Annotated in this window: 17 protein-coding genes; 13 read left to right on the forward strand and 4 right to left on the reverse strand. The window is 66.9% G+C overall.

Annotated features, from left to right (window positions below; genetic code table 11):
• Positions 1-745: 745 nt before the first annotated feature.
• On the reverse strand, positions 746-2,242 hold the full coding sequence (locus ACWDOP_RS30850; RefSeq protein ID WP_456347859.1) for a DUF222 domain-containing protein: 1,497 nt from the start codon (positions 2,240-2,242) through the stop codon (positions 746-748).
• Between the two features lie 283 nt (positions 2,243-2,525).
• A complete protein-coding gene (locus ACWDOP_RS30855) occupies positions 2,526-3,566 on the reverse strand; it encodes a hypothetical protein (protein WP_456347860.1) in 1,041 nt (346 codons plus the stop codon).
• 77 nt (positions 3,567-3,643) lie between these two features.
• On the opposite strand from ACWDOP_RS30855, the gene ACWDOP_RS30860 reads away from it, so the two are divergent.
• The 7 genes from ACWDOP_RS30860 to ACWDOP_RS30890 all read left to right on the forward strand — a co-directional run bounded on the left by ACWDOP_RS30860 (position 3,644) and on the right by ACWDOP_RS30890 (position 10,620).
• Positions 3,644-4,642, forward strand: coding sequence for a YdcF family protein (locus ACWDOP_RS30860; RefSeq protein ID WP_456347861.1), 999 nt, complete (start codon positions 3,644-3,646; stop codon positions 4,640-4,642).
• A gap of 438 nt (positions 4,643-5,080) precedes the next feature.
• Positions 5,081-6,241: a helix-turn-helix domain-containing protein gene (locus ACWDOP_RS30865; protein ID WP_456347862.1), complete on the forward strand. Its 1,161-nt coding sequence runs from the start codon at positions 5,081-5,083 to the stop codon at positions 6,239-6,241.
• A gap of 207 nt (positions 6,242-6,448) precedes the next feature.
• Entirely contained in the window at positions 6,449-6,607 is a 159-nt protein-coding gene (locus tag ACWDOP_RS30870; protein ID WP_454200714.1) for a hypothetical protein, read from the forward strand.
• A gap of 80 nt (positions 6,608-6,687) precedes the next feature.
• A complete protein-coding gene (locus ACWDOP_RS30875; RefSeq protein WP_456347863.1) occupies positions 6,688-6,945 on the forward strand; it encodes a hypothetical protein in 258 nt (85 codons plus the stop codon).
• 312 nt (positions 6,946-7,257) lie between these two features.
• Positions 7,258-8,799 carry an arylsulfatase gene (locus ACWDOP_RS30880; protein WP_456347864.1) on the forward strand — a complete coding sequence of 514 codons (1,542 nt, stop codon included), beginning with the start codon at positions 7,258-7,260 and terminating at the stop codon, positions 8,797-8,799.
• Between the two features lie 2 nt (positions 8,800-8,801).
• A complete protein-coding gene (locus ACWDOP_RS30885) occupies positions 8,802-9,725 on the forward strand; it encodes an HAD family hydrolase (RefSeq protein ID WP_456347865.1) in 924 nt (307 codons plus the stop codon).
• Complete coding sequence (locus ACWDOP_RS30890; protein ID WP_456347866.1) at positions 9,718-10,620, forward strand: formylglycine-generating enzyme family protein; 903 nt, start codon at positions 9,718-9,720, stop codon at positions 10,618-10,620. The genes ACWDOP_RS30885 and ACWDOP_RS30890 overlap by 8 nt, the downstream gene beginning before the upstream one ends.
• 40 nt (positions 10,621-10,660) lie before the next feature.
• On the opposite strand, the gene ACWDOP_RS30895 is transcribed toward ACWDOP_RS30890, so the two are convergent.
• Both ACWDOP_RS30895 and ACWDOP_RS30900 read right to left on the reverse strand, forming a co-directional pair.
• Positions 10,661-11,038 carry a transcriptional regulator gene (locus tag ACWDOP_RS30895; protein ID WP_456347867.1) on the reverse strand — a complete coding sequence of 126 codons (378 nt, stop codon included), beginning with the start codon at positions 11,036-11,038 and terminating at the stop codon, positions 10,661-10,663.
• Positions 11,039-11,110: 72 nt separating this feature from the next.
• Positions 11,111-11,914 (reverse strand): HAD family hydrolase, encoded by an 804-nt coding sequence (locus ACWDOP_RS30900; protein WP_454201014.1) that lies wholly within the window; start codon positions 11,912-11,914, stop codon positions 11,111-11,113.
• Between the two features lie 249 nt (positions 11,915-12,163).
• Here ACWDOP_RS30900 and ACWDOP_RS30905 point away from each other — a divergent pair, with 249 nt between their 5' ends.
• From ACWDOP_RS30905 to ACWDOP_RS30930, 6 genes are read left to right on the forward strand one after another with little or no spacing between them, the layout of a single operon-like run.
• A complete protein-coding gene (locus ACWDOP_RS30905) occupies positions 12,164-13,141 on the forward strand; it encodes an ABC transporter permease (protein WP_456347868.1) in 978 nt (325 codons plus the stop codon).
• A complete protein-coding gene (locus ACWDOP_RS30910) occupies positions 13,138-14,076 on the forward strand; it encodes an ABC transporter permease (protein ID WP_454200721.1) in 939 nt (312 codons plus the stop codon). The genes ACWDOP_RS30905 and ACWDOP_RS30910 overlap by 4 nt, the downstream gene beginning before the upstream one ends.
• Positions 14,073-15,953 carry an ABC transporter ATP-binding protein gene (locus ACWDOP_RS30915; protein ID WP_454200722.1) on the forward strand — a complete coding sequence of 627 codons (1,881 nt, stop codon included), beginning with the start codon at positions 14,073-14,075 and terminating at the stop codon, positions 15,951-15,953. Before ACWDOP_RS30910 ends, ACWDOP_RS30915 begins: the two co-directional genes overlap by 4 nt.
• Before the next feature lie 10 nt (positions 15,954-15,963).
• The gene (locus ACWDOP_RS30920; RefSeq protein ID WP_456347869.1) at positions 15,964-17,640 is read left to right on the forward strand and encodes an ABC transporter family substrate-binding protein; all 1,677 of its coding nucleotides are present in this window, start codon (positions 15,964-15,966) and stop codon (positions 17,638-17,640) included.
• A gap of 30 nt (positions 17,641-17,670) precedes the next feature.
• Positions 17,671-19,347, forward strand: coding sequence for an ABC transporter family substrate-binding protein (locus ACWDOP_RS30925; protein ID WP_456347870.1), 1,677 nt, complete (start codon positions 17,671-17,673; stop codon positions 19,345-19,347).
• Entirely contained in the window at positions 19,344-20,225 is an 882-nt protein-coding gene (locus ACWDOP_RS30930) for a hypothetical protein (protein WP_456347871.1), read from the forward strand. The genes ACWDOP_RS30925 and ACWDOP_RS30930 overlap by 4 nt, the downstream gene beginning before the upstream one ends.
• Positions 20,226-21,419: the final 1,194 nt, after the last annotated feature.

Here is a 21,419-nt window from a genome sequence, read left to right on the forward strand (position 1 = left end):
ACCGGGGGGCTTGGATAACGGAGTACCAGGGCGGACACGTTGGGTGCCTCGGCTGGGGGTGAGAGCCCTACCGCAGGAAAGACAACTAGAAACGGAGTACCGGCGGGGGCGGGTTGGGAGCCTCGGCTGCGGTTCGGAGCCCTGCCGCAGGAAAGAAGACAGGACAACGGAATACCAGCGGAGACACGTCGGGCGACTCGGCGGCGGTTGGGTGCCCTACCGGGGGAAGAACGCCTGGATAACGGAGTACCAGCCGGGGCCGGATTGGGTGCCTCGACGGCGGTTCCAGCCCTCCCGGTCCGATCAACGGGATCGAAGCCCTCGGATGCGTGGCCGAGTTCCGAACCGGGGACCGGCACGGCAATCACCGCCATAGACATCACCCCATTGTGCTGATGACGAATCCTTTCGGTAAGTCTCGAGAAGGTTCCCACGGCCAGTCGACCGGGCCGGAAGGGTGAACGCGCTCCCAGCCGGGGAGCCAGAAGTCGGGTACGGCAGGCGAAGTAACCAGCACTGCCGCATCTGCTTTGCCCGCTCTCCCGAACCCCGCTGGAAGATGCGAGCTGGGTGCGGGATCGGGCTACGTCGGCCACGGGCGTGAACACTGATGCGTTTGGTCGCACCAGCCGCACGGGGGGAAGGCCGGGCCAGGGCTCGAGCGCACGGGCAGCCCCTTCGGCGGCGAAGGCCGAAGAGGCAGCGTCGAATGCTGTGAGCGGGGAGCCGCGACCGGGCGAGGTGGCTAACAGCGCCATCGCGCCGGGATACCAGGCACTTGGGGGTGGTGGCGGAAGTTCACGCGTGGCCTGCGAGCGGGGTCGATGTGTGGTGGTGGGATCCATCCGGTCTTGCCCGGATTCTCCGAATCCTCACCCATCACAACCGTTTCCCACCCGTTCGGACCGGTGTTCACCTGTGCGTGGCAGGCATCGCACGCGAAGGTCAGATTCTCGATGTCCGTTTCACCGCCATCTGACCATTCCCGGATGTGGTGTACAGCGGAGCGGCTCGCTGGCGCGTCGCATCCGGGGCGCGTGCAGCCTCGCTCGGTAGCGGTGAGCGCCAGGCGTTGTGCCGGGTTGGCCAGGCGCTGCCCGCGGGACAGGTGCAGGGGTCGGCCGTTGCGGTCGAGCACCACCAGGTACGGGGTCGAATTCCTGGCCACCTGGAGGGCTTGGGTGATCGACATCGTGCCGCCGGTCGCGGTCGTCGCGACCCCTGCACGCTTCTCCAGGTCCTCGATGCTCATGGTGATGATGGTCGAGACCGGCAGCCCGCGATGCGATCCCAGTCGCGTGGGCCCCATGTCCGGGCGGAAGAACACCATCAGCGCGTCATGATTGCGCTGAGCGGCGGTACGGTGATCGCGTTTGGCGGCCGCACGCACCTTCGCGCGAACGACGGCACGAGCACGCTCGGCCGGAGTCAACGCAGGGTCGTCCACATCGACATCGTCGGTGGTGTCGCCGTCGAGTTCGGTATCGACACCCAGTTCAGCGGTGGTCCACGGGCTTTCGGGATCATCGGGGTTACACATGCCCGGGTGCCCGAATTTCTCGAACATCGGGATCATCACCGCCCCCAACTGCGGGGTCAGCAATCCCGAGATCGGGTACATGCCATCGATCCGCTGGTTCCCGATCGTAATGCCGCGTACCCGTTGCCGGTCTCGGTCTTCGATCAAACGGCCATCGGGATCGACATTGGCCAGGATCCGAACCCCGAGCGTGGTCACGCCTTTCGGATCACCTTGGCGGGCATACGCGGTCAGGTGTTGTTCGGCGCGGTCTTTCACTTCGGGACCGGCGGCATCGGGGATCTGCTTGAGCGCATCGTTGATCGCTTTGATGTGGTCGGCGGAAATCTCCCCGGCCCGCTGCGCTGCGGCCACATGCGGCAACACCGGCGGCCGGGTCATCGACCCCTCGGACACCTCCGACAGCAGGTCAGCGTTACGAACCCGGGCAGCAGCCTCGGCATAGGACAGTCGCAGTGTCTCCTGCAGAAACAGGACCAGGCTTTTCACACCGGCCCGAGCGGGCAATCCCTGTGCCGCGCACTCGAGTGCGAACCGTTGCTTGACCGCCTCGAACTTGCGCAAGCTCGTCTCGATGTCCTGCATCGCCTCGATGACACCGTCACCGGCCAACGGGAACATCGGCGCTTCGAGCAGGATATCCACCGCGGCCGCGAGTGCTTGCACACCCTGCGCGATTGTGGCTTCCCCTCCCGAATTCATACCCCTATTCTACTCCTCGATAGCGGATATGAATAGACCAAATCTATTGAGCCACAACACTATTCAGACAATTCGGATTTCGATCTAGATTCAATTCCGCCAATTCACCGAGCGAGCCAACAGGCCGATTCTCGACAGCTCCTCGGACAAAGCCGATGGACAGCAGGCAAGGCCCAACCGGTCCTCGATCGAGACCACCGCGCGCAATCACCCTCTCTCGAAATTCCAGTGCATCCACCAAACAGCTCCGCCCAACAAAAAGCGGGACCTCCATCACCACCGGTCAGTCGATCGTGATCGCGAGGGCGAAATCAGCCAGCGGCAACGGACTTCCGGACGTGGACAGGACAACCGCCGACTCGCGGCTGCCGAATTCGCCGGCCTTTCCCCCACTCGCCACCGGAATGCCCAGCCCGATGTGGTGCAGGCACACGACCGTTGCCGTCGCGGCGATGCGGAAGTAGTCGGATCCGGCGGGCCAGCGGCGCTCGGCGGTCTCGCCGTCGAGTTGGAATCCGTCGTGCGCGGTCAGGTAATCGCGGGTCGCGTCGGTGAGATCGACGGACAGGCGGATGGCATCCCATGACAATTCGAGGCGGGCGGCGGAACCATCCGCGACCGGAGCGAACTCCACCCGCAGGGGATCCGGGCCGGGCCCCAGGGCGCGCACGGCCAAGTGCACATCACGCAGCACGTCGGTGAGGACGCCGCGCAGGTGGCGCGGGGTGTAGATGCTCCAGACCTCGGCCGGGCCGCGCGCCGACCGCCGCCGCTCGTGGCCGGTCCAGGTGAAGGTCATCTCGTATTCGTCGGCCGAGGTCTCGGCCAGGTCGTTCTCGTCGAGGAGAACGCGGTCGTCCGGTCCGACGAAGTCGGGATAGTGGTGCCGGGTCTTCCACAGCCAGCGGTTCCGGTCCGCTTCGGCCTCGGCGAGATGCACGCCGGCCGCGCTCAGCGCCAGCTGGCGGATGGTGTCGTCGCCGGTCGCCCAGCAGGCGAACAGCTCGCCGTAGCCGCTGTACCAGGACGGTTCGCCCCAGACCGTGGCCGCCAGGCCGAGGTGGTGACGGAAACGTTCGGGATCGATCGTGGCGACGGGAACCGACAGCGACAGCCAGCGGCCGTCGCCCTTGTCGTACGGATCATCTTCTTCGAAAAGCCTTCCACCCGAATTCGTTTCGGGGATGTCGAGGTTCTGTCCGGTCACGGTCCAGCCGAGGTCGCGGCAGGCGGCGGGCACACGGTCACGATCACAGAACTCGGGAGCGTGCCGGGCCACTTCTTCGAGCAGAGTGGTGAACCGGCGGTCGGTCATGGCGCTCACGAGCGGGACGGTATCGGGCGGCACCGACAGCGCCCGGTGTGATCGGCGCGCGGACCGCCGACCCATACGATTGCTACATGTTTGCTCTCATGATCGGCATGGTGCTGCTCGGCTGGTTCGCGCTCCGGATGTACCGGGAGCCGCGCCGCATCGGCAACGGCGTGGTACTGGTGATCGCGGCCGCTTTCTGCGTGCTGGGGCTGGTCGCACTCGACAGCGAGAGCCCGATATCGATCATGGTCGTGCTGCTGCTGGCGGCCTCGCCGCTGCTGCTGATCATCCTCGCAGGATTGCTGATGGTGAACGGGCTGCAGATGTGGCGGCGGGAAGGGCGGCGGCTCGGCAACCTGCTCTCGTTCGGCCTCGGCCTGGCGATGCTGTTCCCGTACGTGTTGTTCGCCGTGGCGCTCGGTGTGGATTCACGGTGGCTGACAGCGTTTTTCGGCTCGATTCTGCTGGTCGAGTGCTATCTGGGATTCGTCCTGCTCGCGTTCCTGGCCTATTCGTGGGTGTATCTGCGGCTGCCTTATCGGCGGGGTATGAGCGCGATCGTCGTCCACGGATCCGGGCTGATCGGCGCGCGGGTGCCGCCGCTGCTGGCGGCCCGGCTGGATCGGGCGCTGGAGGTGTACGCGGCCGAGACGGCGGCGGGCCGCACCCCGGTCCTGGTGACCAGCGGTGGGAAGGGTTCCGACGAAGCCGTCGCCGAAGCGGATGCGATGGCCGACTACGTGATCACAGCCGGTCTCCCGCCCGCCGCGGTGCTCCGGGAGGACCGTTCCGCGACGACCCGCGAAAACCTGCTCTACACGGCCGGTCTCCTCGCCGCCCGCAACGTGGTGGGTCCGGTTGTGCTGGTAACCAGCAACTTCCACGCGCTGCGCACCGGAATCCTCGCCCGCCGACTGGGTGTGGACGCGACGGTAGTCGGTGCGAAGACCGCGTTCTACTATCTGCCCAGCGCGATCCTCCGCGAGTACGTCGCGATCCTCGACGAGCACCGGTGGACGAACGCGCTGATCTGCGCGGCGCTCTTCGCGCTGCCGCTGCTGACGGTGGTCGCGGTTCGGTATTGAGCGGAAGCCGCGTCGGCGTAGCGATCCGCTCGCGGTACGCCGTCGGCAGATCGGCCCGCACGGGCGTCGGTAGCGGCCGACTCGGTGCACGTCGCTCCCCAGATGTAGGTGGGCCCGGTGGGTCACGCGGAGGACTGACCGACACGATCAGCCGTGCGGAGCTGTGCCACCGATCAGGCGGCATGCGCGTCGACAGCCCGCATGCGCGCGGCCCGAAACCGCCGACCAGAGGCTGACGCCGAGCCACCGGGCGAACGCGCCGGTGCTGTCCTCTGTGCTCGGCAGCAACCGATGACATAGAGGGATTCCCGGCCGTTCGGGTGCAGCTCGGTCCGTTGGGGGCATCACTCGGCATCCGGGCGGCGTTCTACCGGACAACCGGTTACCCGCTGCGGCAACGCGATGCGCCGGCCCCCGAGCCGACCTAGCCTGGAGTGCGTGAGTGGGGATTTGGGGGACCGCCTCCAGTCTGTGCGCAAGCGGAAAGGACTGACGCAGCGGGAGCTCGCGGAGCGGTCCGGGGTCTCGCTGTCCTTCATTCGCAAGATCGAACAGGGCGAGCGGGACGACATCCGGCTGACCAAACTGCGGCGGCTCGCCGTGGCGCTGGACTGCCCGATGTCCGCGCTGATGGGGTCGAATCCACCACCGCCGCCGGGGCGCGACGAGGAGCTGTGGCACCCGACCAGGGACGCGATCACGACGCCGTGCGAAGCGGAGGCGCTCGATGCCGCCGAGGAGAGCGGGCTGGCGGAGGCGCTGTTCGCGGCCGTAAAGCTGTACCACCACAACGAATACGAGCGGCTCGCGCGGGTTCTGCCGGAACTGGTCGGCGAGGGGCAGGGCGCTTCGCCGCTGCTGCGATCCCGCATCCTGCAGTTGGCCGGATCGGTGATGGTGCAAACACGCCAGCTGGGCCCCGCCCGGGTGGCGCTGGAACGCTCGCTCGCCGAGGCCGAGGCGACCGGCGAGGTGCTGGACGCAGCCTCGGCGGTGATCACGCTGTGCTGGTTGCTGCTGGTGGAGCGGCGGTTCGACCAGGTTCGGACGCTGGCGACACGGTGGGCCGACCGGGTCGAGCCGCGGCTTTCGGTGGCCGGCGAACAAGAGATCTCGACGTGGGGCTGGCTGCTGTTGCGCGGGTCGGCCGCCGCGATTCGGGACAATCGCCCGGACGAAGCCGATGACATGATGCGGCTGGCACAGGCCGGAGCGACCGTGATCCGCCGCGAATCACCGGGTTACCAACGGTATTGGACGACCTTCGGGCCCGCCACGGTGGCCATGAAACGAGTGGAGAACGCGGTCGTGGACGAGCGGCCCGAGGAGGCATTGCGACTCGCGCTGGATGTGCCGCCCGGCCTGCGCCCCACCTCGGACAACCGGAATCGCCACCTGCTCGACGTCGCTTCCGCCCACTTCGACCTGCGCCGATACGACGACGCGTTCGGGATTCTGCACCAGCTCTCGCGCGAGGCCCGGCCGTGGCTGGCCGAACAAGCCTTCGCCCGCGACATTCTCGGCCGGATGATCGCCAAACGCCGAACCCTGACCGATGACATGCGCGAACTCGCGGACCTGATCAAACTCGAATACTGAACGCCCGAATGGCTTTCCCGCCATCCGGGGTTCGCCACGCCCATTCGGTGGCACTTTCCGGCGACACCTCTCGAAAGTGCCATTGAGGCGCATTCCCCCTGCGTACAAGCTGTTCTCACGGCGCAGAGCCGAGGTCAGTTGTCGATTCCCAGCCTCGGCACACGGTCGCCTTCGGATGAATTCGTAGACGAATCGGGAGGAATCGCAATGGAACTCATCTTCTTGTTCATGGCCGCGACCGTGTTCGCGGGGTTGCTCGCTCCCCTGCGCCCCTGCCACGGCGCACACCACCGGCGGCCGCTGACGGTCGCCGACATCGAGGCGCGGCTGGCGGCGGAGTTCGAGGGCGGGCGGGCCACGTGGTGAACGAGCCGGCGGCTATCGGGTTCCTGCGCAGTGACGTCTCGGGTGCGCAGCGGCAGTGGGATGTGGTTCGAATCCGCTGTGTGGCACGGCGTTTGGGCTACATCCTGAGCCGGACGGTGATGTTCGGGGCCTATACCGACGGGCCCGTGCGGCGGGTCATCGAGATCGCCCGAGCGCACCAGGCCGACGCGGTGATCGTGCCGGGGCTGGCACACCTGGGCGGGCGAGTACCTCCAGAGCTCGTGGCGGTGGCCGACCTGATCACCGTGGCGCCCGAGGAAACCTATGCGCGGTGGCTTGTTTCGCCCGATGCCCCGCTCGACATGGGGCGGTGGTGACGAACGGCGTCACGCGGCGGCACACGGGTGTCCATGTCGCCGTGAACAGACGGGCCACAGAATCGGGGGTGCGCCGCCGTGCTCGGCGATGTGGGTGCGGGCAGGCGGGTCCAGTACCGGGCTTCAACACCCGGACCCGAATGTAGCAAATAGCGAGCAATCTGAAGCTAGGCTTCGAAATCTGACCGGTTCTCCCGCTCGTGCACGTGTTCCGCTCGATGGAACACGGCACCGTGCGGCCCGGGAACCGTATTCGTCAGGGTTAGCAACTGGATCGTCAATGCCGGAATCTCCACCCAATGGAGGCGCGCTGTGCCGAACGGTAAACCCAACATCCTGGTCATCTGGGGCGACGACATCGGAATCACCAACCTCAGCTGCTACAGCGACGGCGTGATGGGGTATCGCACGCCGAACATCGACCGACTCGCCAAGGAGGGCATGAAGTTCACCGACTCCTACGGTGAGCAGAGCTGCACCGCCGGGCGGGCGGCGTTCATCAGTGGCCAGAGCGTGTACCGGACCGGCATGAGCAAGGTCGGGGCGCCGGGCGCGGACGTCGGATGGTCGGCGGACGATCCGACCATCGCCGAGCTGCTCAAACCGCACGGGTACGCGACGGGGCAGTTCGGGAAGAACCACTTCGGCGACCTGAACAAGTACCTGCCCACCGTGCACGGCTTCGACGAGTTCTACGGCAACCTCTACCACCTGAACGCCGAGGAAGAGCCCGAACAGTTCGACTACCCGCACAAGGACCAGTTCCCCAGGCTCTACGACCTGGCCAAACCGCGTGGCGTGCTGGACTGCAAGGCGCTCGATCACGTCTCCGACGAGCCGGACGACCCCAAGTTCGGGCCGGTCGGCAAGCAGTCCATCGTCAACACCGGCCCGCTGAACATCGAGCGGATGAAGGTGATCGACTACGACATCGCCGACCGCACAGTCGATTTCATCAAGCGGAAGCACGCGGAGGACGCGCCGTTCTTCATCTGGTGCAACTTCACCCACATGCACCTGTACACGCACGTCGAGGACGACAAGCGCGGACAGGCCGGCCTGTGGCAGTCGGAGTACCACGACACCATGATCGAGCACGACAAGAACGTCGGCACGGTCCTGAACGCGCTCGACGAGCTCGGCATCGCCGAGGACACCATCGTGATCTACTCCACCGACAACGGCCCGCATCGCAACAGCTGGCCCGACGGCGGCACCACGCCGTTCCGCAGCGAGAAGGACACCAACTGGGAGGGCGCCTTCCGCGTGCCCGAGCTCATCCGCTGGCCCGGGCACATCGAGGCGGGCTCGGTGTCCAACGACATCATCCAGCACCACGACTGGCTGCCGACGTTGCTGGCCGCCGTCGGCGACACCACCACGCCGGAGGAGCTGAAGACCGGAAAGACCATCGGCGACAAGACCTACCGGGTGCACATCGACGGCTTCAACCTGCTGCCGTACCTCACCGGCGAGGTCGAGGCCAGCCCGCGGCGCGGGTTCTTCTACTTCTCCGACGACGGCGATCTGATGGCCATGCGATTCGAGAACTGGAAAGCGGTGTTCATGGAGCAGCGCTGCCAGGGCACCCTGCGGGTCTGGGCCGAGCCGTTCACGAATTTGCGGGTTCCGAAGCTGTTCAACCTGCGCACCGACCCGTTCGAGTACGCGGACATCACATCGAACACCTATTACGACTGGTTCCTGCACCACGACTATTTCATCTTCTACATGACGGCGATGGCCACGGCGTTCCTCGAGACCTTCAAGGAATTCCCGCCGCGGCACGCACCGGCCAGCTTCACCATCGACCAGGCGGTGGAAAAGCTGCACGCCTACCTCGCGAAGGACTGAGCTTGAACGACACCGTCCTCGACGCGTGGCGGGACGCGCCAGCGAAGTCGGCCATCGTCGACTTCGTCGGGCGCGTCACCGGCGCGGGCCCCGACCACGTGCCGCCCCCGCAGCGGATCGCCGTGTTCGACAACGACGGCACGCTGTGGTGCGAGAAGCCCGCGTACGTGCAATTGGATTTCATCGTGCGAGCCCTGGCCCAGGCCGCGACGGCGGATCCGGGACTGCTCGACCGGGCGCCGTTCCGGGCCGCGCACGACGGTGATCTGGCATGGTTCGGCACCGCCGTCGAAAAGCATTACCAGGGCGACGACACCATGCTGCACGAGTTCGCCGCGGCGGCAATGCATCTCGCCGCCGAGGAGTCGACGGAGGACTACGTGGCGCGGGTCGGCGCGTTCTTCGACGCCGCTCGCCATCCCACGCTGGATCGGCCGTACCAGGCGTGCGGCTACGCGCCGATGGTCCAACTGCTGCGCTACCTCGAGGCGAACGGGTTCACCTGCTACATCGTGTCCGGTGGCGGCCGCGACTTCATGCGCGTGGTCACCGAGCAGATGTACGCGATTCCACCGGAGCGAGTGGTCGGCAGCTCACTGGGCATGAACTACGACTCGGGGCGGGTGGCCACCACGAACAAGCTCGACATCTTCGACGACGGCGCCGCGAAACCGGTTCGGGTGTGGTCCAGGGTCGGGCGGCGGCCGATCCTGGCGGCCGGGAACTCGAACGGGGACATCGAGATGCTCGAGTACGCGACCACCGGCGACGGGCCCGGGCTGGCGCTGCTGATCGACCACGACGACGCGGATCGGGAGTTCGCCTATCCCGCCGGTGCGGAGCGAGCCAAGGAGCTGGCGACGACGACCGACGGCTGGCAGCTCGTGAGCATGGCCTCGGATTGGTCGCGGGTGTTCGATGACTGACGTCGAGACCCACACCGCCGTAGGTGAATTGGTGGAGATCCCGGCACAGACCCTGCTCCAGGGCGACGCCGGCGATCCGGAGGAGGGCCCGGTCCGGGAGGTCACCGTCGAGTCCTTCCGGATCCAGGCGCACCAGGTGACCAACGCTCAGTTCGCCGTGTTCGTCGCCGATACCGGCTACCGCACCGTCGCGGAGCGGGAGCTGGACCCCGCGCACTATCCGGACGCGCCGCCGGAGAACCTGCGGCCGGGCTCGATGGTGTTCCAGCGCACCGCGGGTCCGGTGAATCTGCGCGACATGAGTCGGTGGTGGCGCTGGACTCCCGGCGCCGCCTGGAATCACCCCCGCGGCCCGCGCTCCAGCCTGCGCGGCCGGGACTCGCACCCCGTGGTGCACATCGCGTTCGCGGACGCGGCCGCCTACGCCGACTGGGCGGGCCTGCGGTTGCCGAGCGAGGAGCAGTGGGAGACGGCCGCTCGCGGTGGTCTGCCGCACGCGCGCTTCACCTGGGGTGACGAGCCGGAGCGCCCCGGTCAGCGACTCGCCAATTACTGGCACGGCGAATTCCCCTACCTGCCCGATACGGGGTACGGACAAACCACGCCGGTGGGGAGCTTCGCCCCGAACGCCTACGGCCTGTTCGACATGGCGGGCAATGTCTGGGAGTGGACCACCGACCTGTACGCCCCGACCCGTGCGACACGATCCTGTTGTGCCGCAGATACTTTCGACCCCAGGCAGCCCGGCGTTCCGATCGAAAGCCGAGTCCTCAAAGGCGGGTCCTTCCTCTGCGCCGACAGCTACTGTCTGCGCTACCGACCCGCCGCCCGCCGCCCGCACATGGTGGATACCGGTATGAGCCACATCGGCTTCCGCTGCATCGCCGACGCCTGAATCCGGGGTCGCCGATTCCGGGGCGGACGGTTGCCCGCGTTCAGCGTTCGAGTCCGGCGGCGCGCAGATGGACGCGCAGTTCACGATCGTTCAACGCGGCGAGAAAGGCGTTGTAGGCGGCCAGGTCCGCGTCCTCCGCATCGGCGGAGGTGTTTCGGTGCGGCAGCAGGCCCGCGGGCAGTTCCCGGGATTCGGGCTTCCGCCGTCCGGCGGTGGCCGGGCGTCCGAACCGCAGGAACGCCGCGACCACGAACCCCGCGAACGCCGGCCAGAGCAGGGCGTATCCGAGGTTGTGGTCGATGCCCGCGGTGAGATCGACGCGCCGCCACTGCCATCCGCCGAGGCCGAGCAGGGCCAGCACGGTGACCGTGAGGAGAATTCGGCCCGGAATCGGGCTCGCGGCACGGAAGTTCGACACCCGACCGTTTTTACTACAGCCCGTAGGAGTTTTGGGGACCTACCCGGCCATGCGGAGGCCGGGCGCGACCGCTCAGAGCCACCAGCGTTCCAGTACCCGGGCCACACCGTCGTGGTGGTTGGTCGCTTCCGCGATCTCGTCCGCGGCGGACTTGGCCTCGTGGTGGGCGTTCGCCATCGCCACGCCGTGGCCGGCGAGTTTGAGCATCGGGACGTCGTTCGGCATGTCGCCGAAGGCGATCAGGGACGAGTGCTGCACGCCCAGGCGCTGGGCGACCGTCGCCAGGCCGGTGGCCTTCGTGACGCCGGGGGCCGAGAGCTCGATCAGGCCGTTGTCGGTCGAATAGGTCAGGTCGGCGCGGCCGGACAGGTGGGGTTCCAGGATCGCGCGCATGTCGGCGCTCTGGGCGCCGGGTAGGCGGATCAGCATCTTGATGGCGGGGGCCGCGATCACCTCGGCGCGGGAGACCGCGGTGTCGTCGGGGTTCAGCCAGGCGTGCTCGTACTCGGGAGAGCTGACGAATTGCGGGGTCGCGGCGTCGTGGGCGGAGGAGCCCACGCGCTCGGTCGCCAAACCGCAGCCGGGCAGCAGGGATTCGGACAGCTCGGCCAGCCAGGACAGCGTGTCCACGCCCAGGGTCTGGGTGGACAGGATCCGGTCGTTGGCGCTGTCGTAGATGACCGCGCCGTTCGCGCACACGCACAGCGGCGCGTAGCCGAGACCGTCGATCACCCGATCGATCCAGCGGGGCGGCCGCCCCGTCGCCAGCACGAACGGGACACCGTCGGCGATCAGGGCATCGACCGCCGCCTTGGTGCGCGGACTCACCTGTTCGTCATCGTCGATGAGCGTGCCATCCACATCCGTGGCGACCATCTTGGGTTTGGGCAGGTGAGAGAGAGTCACCCAGTCCACTCTATCCGGTGGGCACCGCGTGTTCCTGCGGGTTTACGAGCCGCCGCGCGACGTTGCGGGTTCGTGGTCGGACCGATGTGGTTCTGTGCGGTTGCCGAGGGGTTTCCACGCACCCCCGACGACTCGTTACCCGCCACCGGAGCGCGTACCGCACGGTTATCCACGGCTATCCCTATGATTTGGGGCTAAGACTCGACCCGAGAGGGACTGATGGCCGGTTTTCTACTGCGACGTGCGCTGAACTATGTCGTATTGCTGATCCTGGCTTCGTTCCTCACCTTCGCCCTGGCGTCGTGGACCTTCCGGCCGCTGGACAGCCTGGAACAGCGCAACCCCCGGCCGCCGCAGTCGGTGATCGACGCGAAACGCGCCGAGCTGCACCTGGACGACCCGGTGATACCGCGCTACGTGAACTGGGTCGGCGGCGCCGTGCGAGGCGACTTCGGAAACACTCTCGCCGGACAGCCGGTGAGCGAGGAGCTGCCGCGCCGCATCGGGGTGAGCCTGCGCCTGTTGATCATCGGCGCGGTACTCGGCACGCTGCTGGGCGTGCTGGTGGGCGCGGCGGGTGCGATCCGGCAGTACAAATTCAGTGACTACTTCTCGACGGTCCTGTCGCTACTGATACTGAGCACGCCCGTGTTCCTGCTCGCCACGCTGCTGAAATACGGCGCACTACAGGTCAATACGATGACCGGCGAGCAGATCTTCCTCTATACCGGCGAAACGTCGGCGACGGCCGTGCACGGAGTGTGGAACCAGATCGTGGACCGGATCCAGCACATGATCGTCCCGACCGTCGGGCTGATACTCGGCGCGGCCGCGGGGTACAGCCGCTACCAGCGCAACGCGATGCTCGACGTACTGCAGAGCGACTTCATCCGCACCGCGCGAGCCAAGGGCCTCACGCGACGGCGAGCTCTCTACAAGCACGGACTGCGGACCGCGCTCATTCCCATGGCCACGCTGTTCGCGTACAGCTTCGGCGGACTCATCACCGGTGCGACCTTCACCGAGAAGATCTTCGGCTGGCACGGCGTCGGTGAATGGCTGATCCTGTCGATCGACGCCCAGGACCTGTACCCGGTGGTGACCATCACGGCCTTCATCGCCCTGGTGGTACTGCTGTCGGGCCTGCTGTCCGACATCGTGTACGCCATCCTCGATCCACGGGTGCGTGTGGGATGACCGATACCGAACTCATCGTTCAGGGTGCGCCCGAGCCCGCCGCGGCGGGCCGCCGCAAGCTGGTCGTGCGGCGCTTCCTGCGGAACAAGCCGGCCGTGGTGGCCGGGATCGTGCTGCTGCTGATGCTCGTCCTGAGCTTCGCGCTGCCGCCGCTGCTGAAGTACGACTACCAGCAACTCGACTACACGGCGCTGCTGAAACCCCCGAGCGCCGACCACCCGTTCGGGACCAATCAGATCGGGCAGGACGTGCTCGCGCAGACCCTGCGCGGATTGCAGAAGTCGCTGGTGATCGGGTTCAGCGTGGCGCTCATCTCGGTCATCATCGCCGCATTGGCCGGAGCGGTGGCCGGGCTGCTGGGCGGATGGCCCGATCGCGCGATCATGTGGCTGGTCGATCTGTTGCTCGTGGTGCCCAGCTTCATCATCATCGCGATCTTCGCGCCGCGCACCAAAGGCAGCGGATCGATCTTCCTACTGATCATCCTGCTCAGCGTGTTCGGCTGGATGATCAGCGCGCGCATCGTGCGCGGCATGACGCTCAGCCTCAAGGAACGTGAATTCGTCCGCGCCGCGCGCTATATGGGCGCGTCGAACTGGACCATCATCACCACACACATCATTCCCAACATCGCCTCGATTCTGATCATCGACACCACGCTGGCGGTGGGCTCGGCGATCATGGCCGAAACCGGTTTGAGCTACCTGGGATTCGGCGTGCAGCGACCGGACGTCTCGCTGGGTTCGCTCATCGCCGACGGCACCAAATCCGCGCTCACCTATCCGTGGCTGTTCCTGTTCGCGGGCGGTTTCCTGATCACCGTGGTGCTGTGCGCCAACCTGGTTGGCGACGGGCTCCGGGACGCGTTCGACCCGAGCGCACAACGAGCCCGCTCCCGCAAGAAGACCCGCGCCCAGAAGAAGGCTCAGGCATGAGGATGGACAAGGCGTCCGAGGCGGAACCGCCGCGCAAGGCAACCACCGCGCCCCTGCTCGAAGTATCGGACCTGCGGGTGTCGTTCCCCGGCGAAGAGGGCCGCATCGAGGCGGTGCGCGGCGTCGACTACACCGTGCACGACGGCGAGGTGCTGGCCATCGTCGGGGAATCGGGCTCCGGCAAGTCGGTGTCCTCGCTGGCGGTCATGGGGCTGCTACCCGAGCAGGCCCGCGTCCAGGGTTCGATCCGCCTGCGCGGACGCGAATTGCTCGGCATGGGCGACAAACAGCTGTCGGAACTGCGCGGCAGCAAGATCTCGATGGTCTTCCAGGACCCGCTCTCGGCACTCACCCCGGTCTACCGCGTCGGCGAGCAGATCGCGGAAGCCCTGCTGGCGCATGGGAAGATCGGCAAGTCCGAAGCGGCCGCGAAGGCGATCGACCTGCTGCGCCTGGTCGGCATTCCGGATCCGGAGACCCGGGCGCGAGCGTTCCCGCACGAATTCTCCGGCGGTATGCGCCAGCGCGTCGTGATCGCCATGGCCATCGCGAACGATCCCGAACTCATCATCTGCGACGAGCCGACCACGGCGCTGGACGTCACCGTGCAGGCGCAGATCCTGAATCTGCTGCGCAAGGCGCGCGATATCACCGGCGCGGGCGTCATCATGATCACGCACGACATGGGGATCGCCGCCACCCTCGCCGACCGGGTCGCCGTCATGTACGCCGGTCGGATCGTCGAAACCGCACCGGTCGCAGAGCTTTTCAGCGGACCACGCATGCCCTACACCGTCGGTCTGCTGGGCTCGATCCCCCGCATCGACGGGCCGCCGCGCACACCCCTCATTCCGATCGTCGGTGCGCCACCGGCCATGCATGACCTACCGCCGGGCTGCAGTTTCGCACCGCGCTGCCCGGTCTCCATCGACGACTGCCTGGTCGCGGAACCACCACTGCAGGACACCCGGCCGGGACATCGGGCGGCGTGCATCCGCACCGCGGAGGTCGACACCACCGCGCTGTTCACCGCCTACCGGCACGAGATCTCCGAACCGGAACAGATCGCCGAGACCGATTCCCATGTGGTGCTCCGGGTCTCGGATTTGCGGAAGACCTTTCCCATTACCTCCGGGGTGGTGTTTCGCCGACGCAAAGGCGAGGTGCGCGCCGTCGACGGCATCGATTTCGAGATTCGGGCCGGGCGGACGCTGGCCCTGGTCGGGGAATCGGGTTCCGGGAAATCCACGACGCTGACCCAGATCATGGACCTGGTCCGGCCGGAGAGCGGCAGCATCGAAATACTCGGTCACGATGTCGCACAACTGGATCGGGGACAGCGACGCGATATCCGGCGCAAGATGCAGATCGTCTTCCAGGACCCGTCCGCCTCGCTCGATCCGCGCCTGCCCATCTCCGACGCCATCGCCGAACCGCTGCGGATCGACGGGCGCTCCCGGGACGAGATCCGTAAACGCGTGCCCGAGTTGATGAAACAGGTGGGGTTGCGGCCCGAGCACGCGGACCGCTATCCGGCCGACTTCTCCGGCGGGCAGAAGCAGCGCATCAATATCGCACGCGCCCTTGCCCTGGAACCCGAGATCCTGGTGCTCGACGAACCGGTGTCCTCGCTGGACGTGTCCATTCAGGCCGGTGTGCTCAATCTGCTGCGGGACTTGCAGCTGGAGCGTGGGCTGTCATACCTGTTCGTCTCGCACGACCTGTCGGTGGTGCGCAATCTCGCACACGATATCGCCGTCATGTACCAGGGCAAGATCGTGGAATACGGGCCGGCGGAGCAGATCTTCGATTCACCACGGCACGAGTACACTCGCGCCCTCATCGACGCCGTGCCGGTGCCGGTCGTCGCCCGATAGGAGTAGTTCGGTGAGGATTCGTTCGCTCGCACCACGTTTGGCGATATCGCTGCTCGCGGTAGGGGTGATCCTGTCCGGTTGTTCGAGCACCGAGGAAGACACCTCGCAGGGCGTGGCCGCCGAACTCGGCACCACCAGCGATATCAACCCGCGCGATGTGAGCGAACTGCGTGACGGCGGAAACCTGCGCCTCGCGCTGTCCGCGCTGCCGGAGAACTGGAACACACTGCACACCGACGCCAGTGGCGAGGTCGGGGCGGTCGAAAGGCCGATGATGCCGCGCGCGTACACCACGGACGCGTCCGGAAATCTCAGCGTCAATCCCGACTACTTCACGAGTGTCGAACTGACGAAGTCGGATCCACAGCAGGTCACCTACACCATCAATCCGAAAGCCGTCTGGTCCGACGGCTCACCCATCACCTGGGAGGACATCCGCTCCCAGGCACAGGCGATGAGCGGCGCCGACGAGGCGTATCTGATCAAGATGACCTTCGGGTTCGACCGGGTGGAGAAGGTCGAACGTGGCGTCGACGACCGGCAGGCCGTCATCACCTTCAAACAGCACTACGCCGACTGGAAGGGCCAATTCGCCGGGGAGGCATTCCTTTTCCCGAAATCGGTCACCGGAACACCGGAAGCCTTCAACAAGAGCCTGATCGACGACATCAAGCTGACGGCCGGGCCCTTCACGCTGAAGTCGATCGATCGAGCACAGAATCGAATCGTGCTGGGGCGCAACCCACTGTGGTGGGGCAACACCCCCAAGCTCGATACCATCACCTTCAGTGTGCTGGACAGCGCCGCCGTCATTCCGGCGCTGCAGAACAACGAGATCGACGCGGTCGGCATCGGTTCGCGTGACGACATGAAGACCGCGCGCGGCACCGAAGGCGTGGCCATCCGCCGTGCGGCGGGCAGCAGCTGGACACACGTCACCTTCAACGGCGCACCGGGCTCGATACTCGCCGATGCCGCACTGCGCGTGGCGCTTTCGCAGGCGATCGACCGGCAGGGCATCGCCACCGCTATTCAGAACGGACTCGTCGAGAATCCCAAGCCGCTCAACAATCACGTATTCGTGGCGGGGCAGACCGGATATCAGGACAACAGCCTGCCGTTCGACCCGGCCGCGGCGGCCGCAGCCCTGGACGGACTCGGATGGAAGCTCAACGGCGCCGTCCGCGAAAAGGACGGCCGCCAGCTCGTCATTCGCGATGTCATGTACAACGACGACACGTGGATTCAGATCGCCCAGATCATCCAGCAGAACTTCGCCGCCGTCGGCGCGAAGCTCGACATCGTGACCAAGCCCGGCAAGGGCTACTTCACCGACGTCATCAAGCCCGGCGACTTCGACATCGCGCACTGGGCCTGGTCGAGCGACGTCTTCGTCCTGAAGAACCTGCCGCAGGTCTACCGGCTCGACGCGGGCAGCATCGAGGGTAACTACGGCCGGGTCGGCAGCCCCGAGATCAACGACCTGATCGATCAGGCGCTGTCCGAACTCGATCCGGTGAAGGCCATCGAGCTGGCCAATCGAATCGACCGCAAGGTCTTCGAACTCGGTCATTCGCTGCCGCTGACCCAGTCGGCCGGCAACGTCGCGGTCCGGGCGAACCTGGCGAACTACGGTGCACCCGGACTCGCGTCCTACGACTACACGAAGATCGGGTTCCTGAAGTAACCCAGCCAACTCCGAGGAAAGGGGCGACCGATGAGGAAGCGCTCGATAGGGATGCGACTCGCTGTCCCACTGGTCGCGGCGGCCATGCTGGCCGCAGGATGCGGCGGCGACGACGGCACCGCGCCGCAGGGCAACGCCACCATCGGCACCACCAACGACATCAACCCGCGTGATGTCGCCGACCTGCGCGATGGCGGGAATCTGCGACTGGCCCTGTCGGCGCTGCCGCAGAACTGGAACGCGCTGCACAACGACGGCAACGACGCCGAGACCGCCGGGGTGCTCCGGCCGACCATGCCGCGCTCGTTCCGGACCGACGCGGCGGGCAACCTGACGGTCAACACCGATTACTTCGTGAGCGCCGAACTGACCGCGACCGAACCGCAGCAGGTCACCTACACGATCAACCCCAAGGCCGTCTGGTCCGACGGATCACCGATCACGTGGGAGGACATCCGCTCCCAGGCCGATGCGCTGAGCGGGAAGAACAAGGAATACCTGATCGCCGTCAACAACGGCTTCGATCGGGTCGAGAAGGTCGAGCGCGGGACCGATGACCGGCAGGCCGTCATCACGTTCAACAAGCACTACGCCGACTGGCGCGGGCAGTTCGCCGGCAACTCCTTCCTGTTCCCCAAATCCGTGACGGCCACCCCGGACGCGTTCAACAAGAGCCTCATCGACGGCATCACAGTGACCTCGGGGCCGTTCAAGGTCGCGTCGGTGGACCGGGCGCAGAACCGCGTCGTGCTGGACCACAATCCACTGTGGTGGGGTGACAAGCCCAAGCTCGACACCATCACCTTCAGCGTGCTGGACAACGCGGCGCTGATTCCCGCGCTGCAGAACAACGAGATCGACGCCGTCGGGCTCGCCTCGCGTGACGACCTCAAGACCGCTCAGGGCACCGCCGGGGTGGTTGTCCGCCGCGCGCCCGGTAACCAGTGGTCGCACATGACCTTCAACGGCGCGCCCGGGTCGATCATGTCCGATCCGAAGCTGCGGGCCGCCGTCATCAAGGCGATCGACCGGCAGGGCATCGCCACCGCCATTCAGAACGGGCTGGTCGAAGATCCCAAACCGCTGAACAACCACATCTTCCTGCAGGGCCAGGCCGGCTACCAGGACAACTCGATCGCCTTCGATCCCGCCGCCGCCGCCAAGGAACTCGACGATCTGGGCTGGAAGCTGGTCGGCGATGTACGCGAGAAGGACGGCCGCAAGCTCGAGATCCGCGATGTCATGTACACCGCCGACACCTGGGTGCAGATCGCGCAGATCATGCAGCAGAACCTCGCACAGGTCGGCGTCAAGCTCACCATCGACACCAAGCCGGGTAAGGGCTACTTCACCGATTTCATCCAGCCGGGTGACTTCGATGTGGCGTACTGGAGCTGGGTCGGAGACCCGTTCCCGCTGGGCAGCCTGAACCAGATCTACGGCTACAACCCGGATGATCTGCAGGGCAACTACGGCCGGATCGGTTCGCCCGAACTCAACGCGCTGATCGAGCAGACCGTATCCGAACTCGATCCGGCGCGCGCCACCGAGCTCGCCAACCAGATCGACAAGGCGGTCTGGGCCGAAGGGCATTCGATCCCGCTCGTGCAGTCCGCCGGAAACGTCGCCGTGCGCGCCGATCTCGCCAACTACGGCGCGGCGGGCCTGGCGACCTACGACTACACCAAGATCGGTTTCCTGAAGTGAGTTCCCGGATGGGCCATCCCCTGGCCTATCCGGTGATCGTGACGATCGGCGCCCTCGCGATATGCCTCGCGTGGGCGCCGTTCGGCGATTCGGAGCAGGTCGCGATGCTGGGGGCGGTCGCGGTGTGTGTGCTGGGGTACAGCGTGTTTCGGCTCGGGACGGCAGTGGGATATCTGCCCGCCGGAATTCCTAGGAGCGCTGTGGCGGGGGTGAATACGGCGGCCGCGAACTCGGCCTCGGGCGAGCAGGACTCGACTCGACAAAGCCGGGACCGTTCGGGCGTCGGAGCAGACCACGCCGAGCCCGAGCGGGCGACGGCGGTCGGTACGCCGGCGTCCGACGACGCTAGTTCGGACCCGGTTCGCCCGGAAACTGCTGCCCCAGAGCTGGACTCGGCAGGTGCGGGCCGGGCGGCCGGCGGTGCACTCGTGGTGCGGCGGGTGCGGCAGCAGCATCGGCTGGTCAGCCGGTCGTGGCTGGAGATCACCGGGGGCGGGCGGACGTGGTGGCTGCCGGTGTATTTCGCGCCGGCGTTGCTGACCGTCACCCGGGGGCGGGGCGAAATCTCCGGCCGGGCACTGTATGTGGACGGGCAGCGGGTCTACCCTGCGGGGCGGGTGCGTGACGACGAACCGGTCGGGAAGCTGATCGACAATCCGACCCGCCCTGCGCCAGACGCCGCCCAACTGGCGGCCCGGGCAACGGGTCCGGGGCGCAGGCTCCTGCTCGACGCCCAGCCCGCGATCGCCGCGCCTTTCGCGGGCCTGCTGTGGATCTACGTCGCCGGCGGCACCGTCAGCGCCTTCGCGGCCGCCACGGTGGTCGCGGGCGCGACCGCGACCTGGCTGGCCGCGATCCGGGGATCCGACCCGAGCTGACCTCGCGCACAACGCGATCGACGGAGACCGCGGCTCCGGTTCGTGTCCTCCCCGACCGAACCGGAGCCGCGGCTCCGTCCACCCCCGCTCCCCGCCGCGGAACTCCAGTGACCGCGTCTCCTCCAGCTATCTGCGCCGTGGTCCTCCGAACCACGCCCCCGGCTTCGCCGCACACTTCCCCAAGGTGCGGCGAACCCGCTTCCCGCAGTCCCCCGGCCCGCGATCCCGACTGGCCTAGGGCTAATCCGAGACTGCGCACCATTCCTCCTTGCTTCCGCAGTCCTCCCGGTCTGCGGTCCCCCCTGTCTCCAGGTCTGCGCCCCCCGGGCCGCAGTCCCAGTTCCCCTGTCTCCCAAGTCCCCCCGTCCCCAGGTCTACGACCCCCGGCTCGCAGTCCCAGTTCCCCTGTCCCCCCCGACTTACTGTTCCCCCGTCCCCAGGTCTACGGCCCCCCGGCCGCAGTCCTGGCCCCTATCCTCGAGTCCCCCCGGGCCCACGGTTCCCCCGAACCGCAGACCACTCATCCGTCGGCACACCTCCCCCAAGATGTCTCCCCCGCCGGTACTTCCGGTGCACGCGACCCGATTCGTCTCCTCCCCGAAGCGAACCGGGGTCGCGGCACCATCCCCGCCCCCGCCGGCGCTCCTCCTTCGCCGACGCCCGTGGATGGCAGCCTGTTCCGGGTCGGCTCCTCCCCGAACCTGTCCGGAACCGCGGTTCCCATCCGTCCCACCCCCCGCCGTCCTTCCCCCGAAGGTCGACGCAAGCTGCTTCCCCCGCCGAAAGCAGCTGTCGTCCCAGTCGGTGTGACCCGGCTGGTCCGGCAGTCCCGGTCTCTCAACCGGACAAGAATGATTCTGCGGGGTGGGTGTTAACGAAACCTTGCGGATTTCTTATTGCGCTTTCCGGACGGGGGCGGGCGCCGGCGGGCTCGCGGGAAAGCGGCTGCGTACAACAGGTCTCACCAGCGGATCGGCCCCCTCGAGGCCGTGTCGGCGACGTCGGAACCTCGGGCGCGACCGCAGGCTGTGCCGCGAGGGGCGCTTCCGGACCGGTCGGCGCCAGGGACATGGAGTCGTGGCGGGCGTGGGCATGAGCCCCACGAGTGACACGCCGCTCGGTGGCGTGAACCGCAGCCACATCGATATACCGGGCATGCCTTGATATCCCACCCGGCTGCACAGCGTTGCGGTC

The sequence above is a fragment of the Nocardia sp. NPDC003693 genome, assembly GCF_053981095.1.

Bases quoted from the DNA above. Each gene is read 5' to 3' on its own strand.
- ACWDOP_RS30850 (WP_456347859.1), bottom strand. From the start codon at position 2,242: ATGAATTCGGGAGGGGAAGCCACAATCGCGCAGGGTGTGCAAGCACTC.
- ACWDOP_RS30860 (WP_456347861.1), top strand. From the start codon at position 3,644: ATGTTTGCTCTCATGATCGGCATGGTGCTGCTCGGCTGGTTCGCGCTC.
- ACWDOP_RS30870 (WP_454200714.1), top strand. From the start codon at position 6,449: ATGGAACTCATCTTCTTGTTCATGGCCGCGACCGTGTTCGCGGGGTTG.
- ACWDOP_RS30890 (WP_456347866.1), top strand. From the start codon at position 9,718: ATGACTGACGTCGAGACCCACACCGCCGTAGGTGAATTGGTGGAGATC.
- ACWDOP_RS30900 (WP_454201014.1), bottom strand. From the start codon at position 11,914: ATGGTCGCCACGGATGTGGATGGCACGCTCATCGACGATGACGAACAG.
- ACWDOP_RS30905 (WP_456347868.1), top strand. From the start codon at position 12,164: ATGGCCGGTTTTCTACTGCGACGTGCGCTGAACTATGTCGTATTGCTG.
- ACWDOP_RS30910 (WP_454200721.1), top strand. From the start codon at position 13,138: ATGACCGATACCGAACTCATCGTTCAGGGTGCGCCCGAGCCCGCCGCG.
- ACWDOP_RS30915 (WP_454200722.1), top strand. From the start codon at position 14,073: ATGAGGATGGACAAGGCGTCCGAGGCGGAACCGCCGCGCAAGGCAACC.
- ACWDOP_RS30925 (WP_456347870.1), top strand. From the start codon at position 17,671: ATGAGGAAGCGCTCGATAGGGATGCGACTCGCTGTCCCACTGGTCGCG.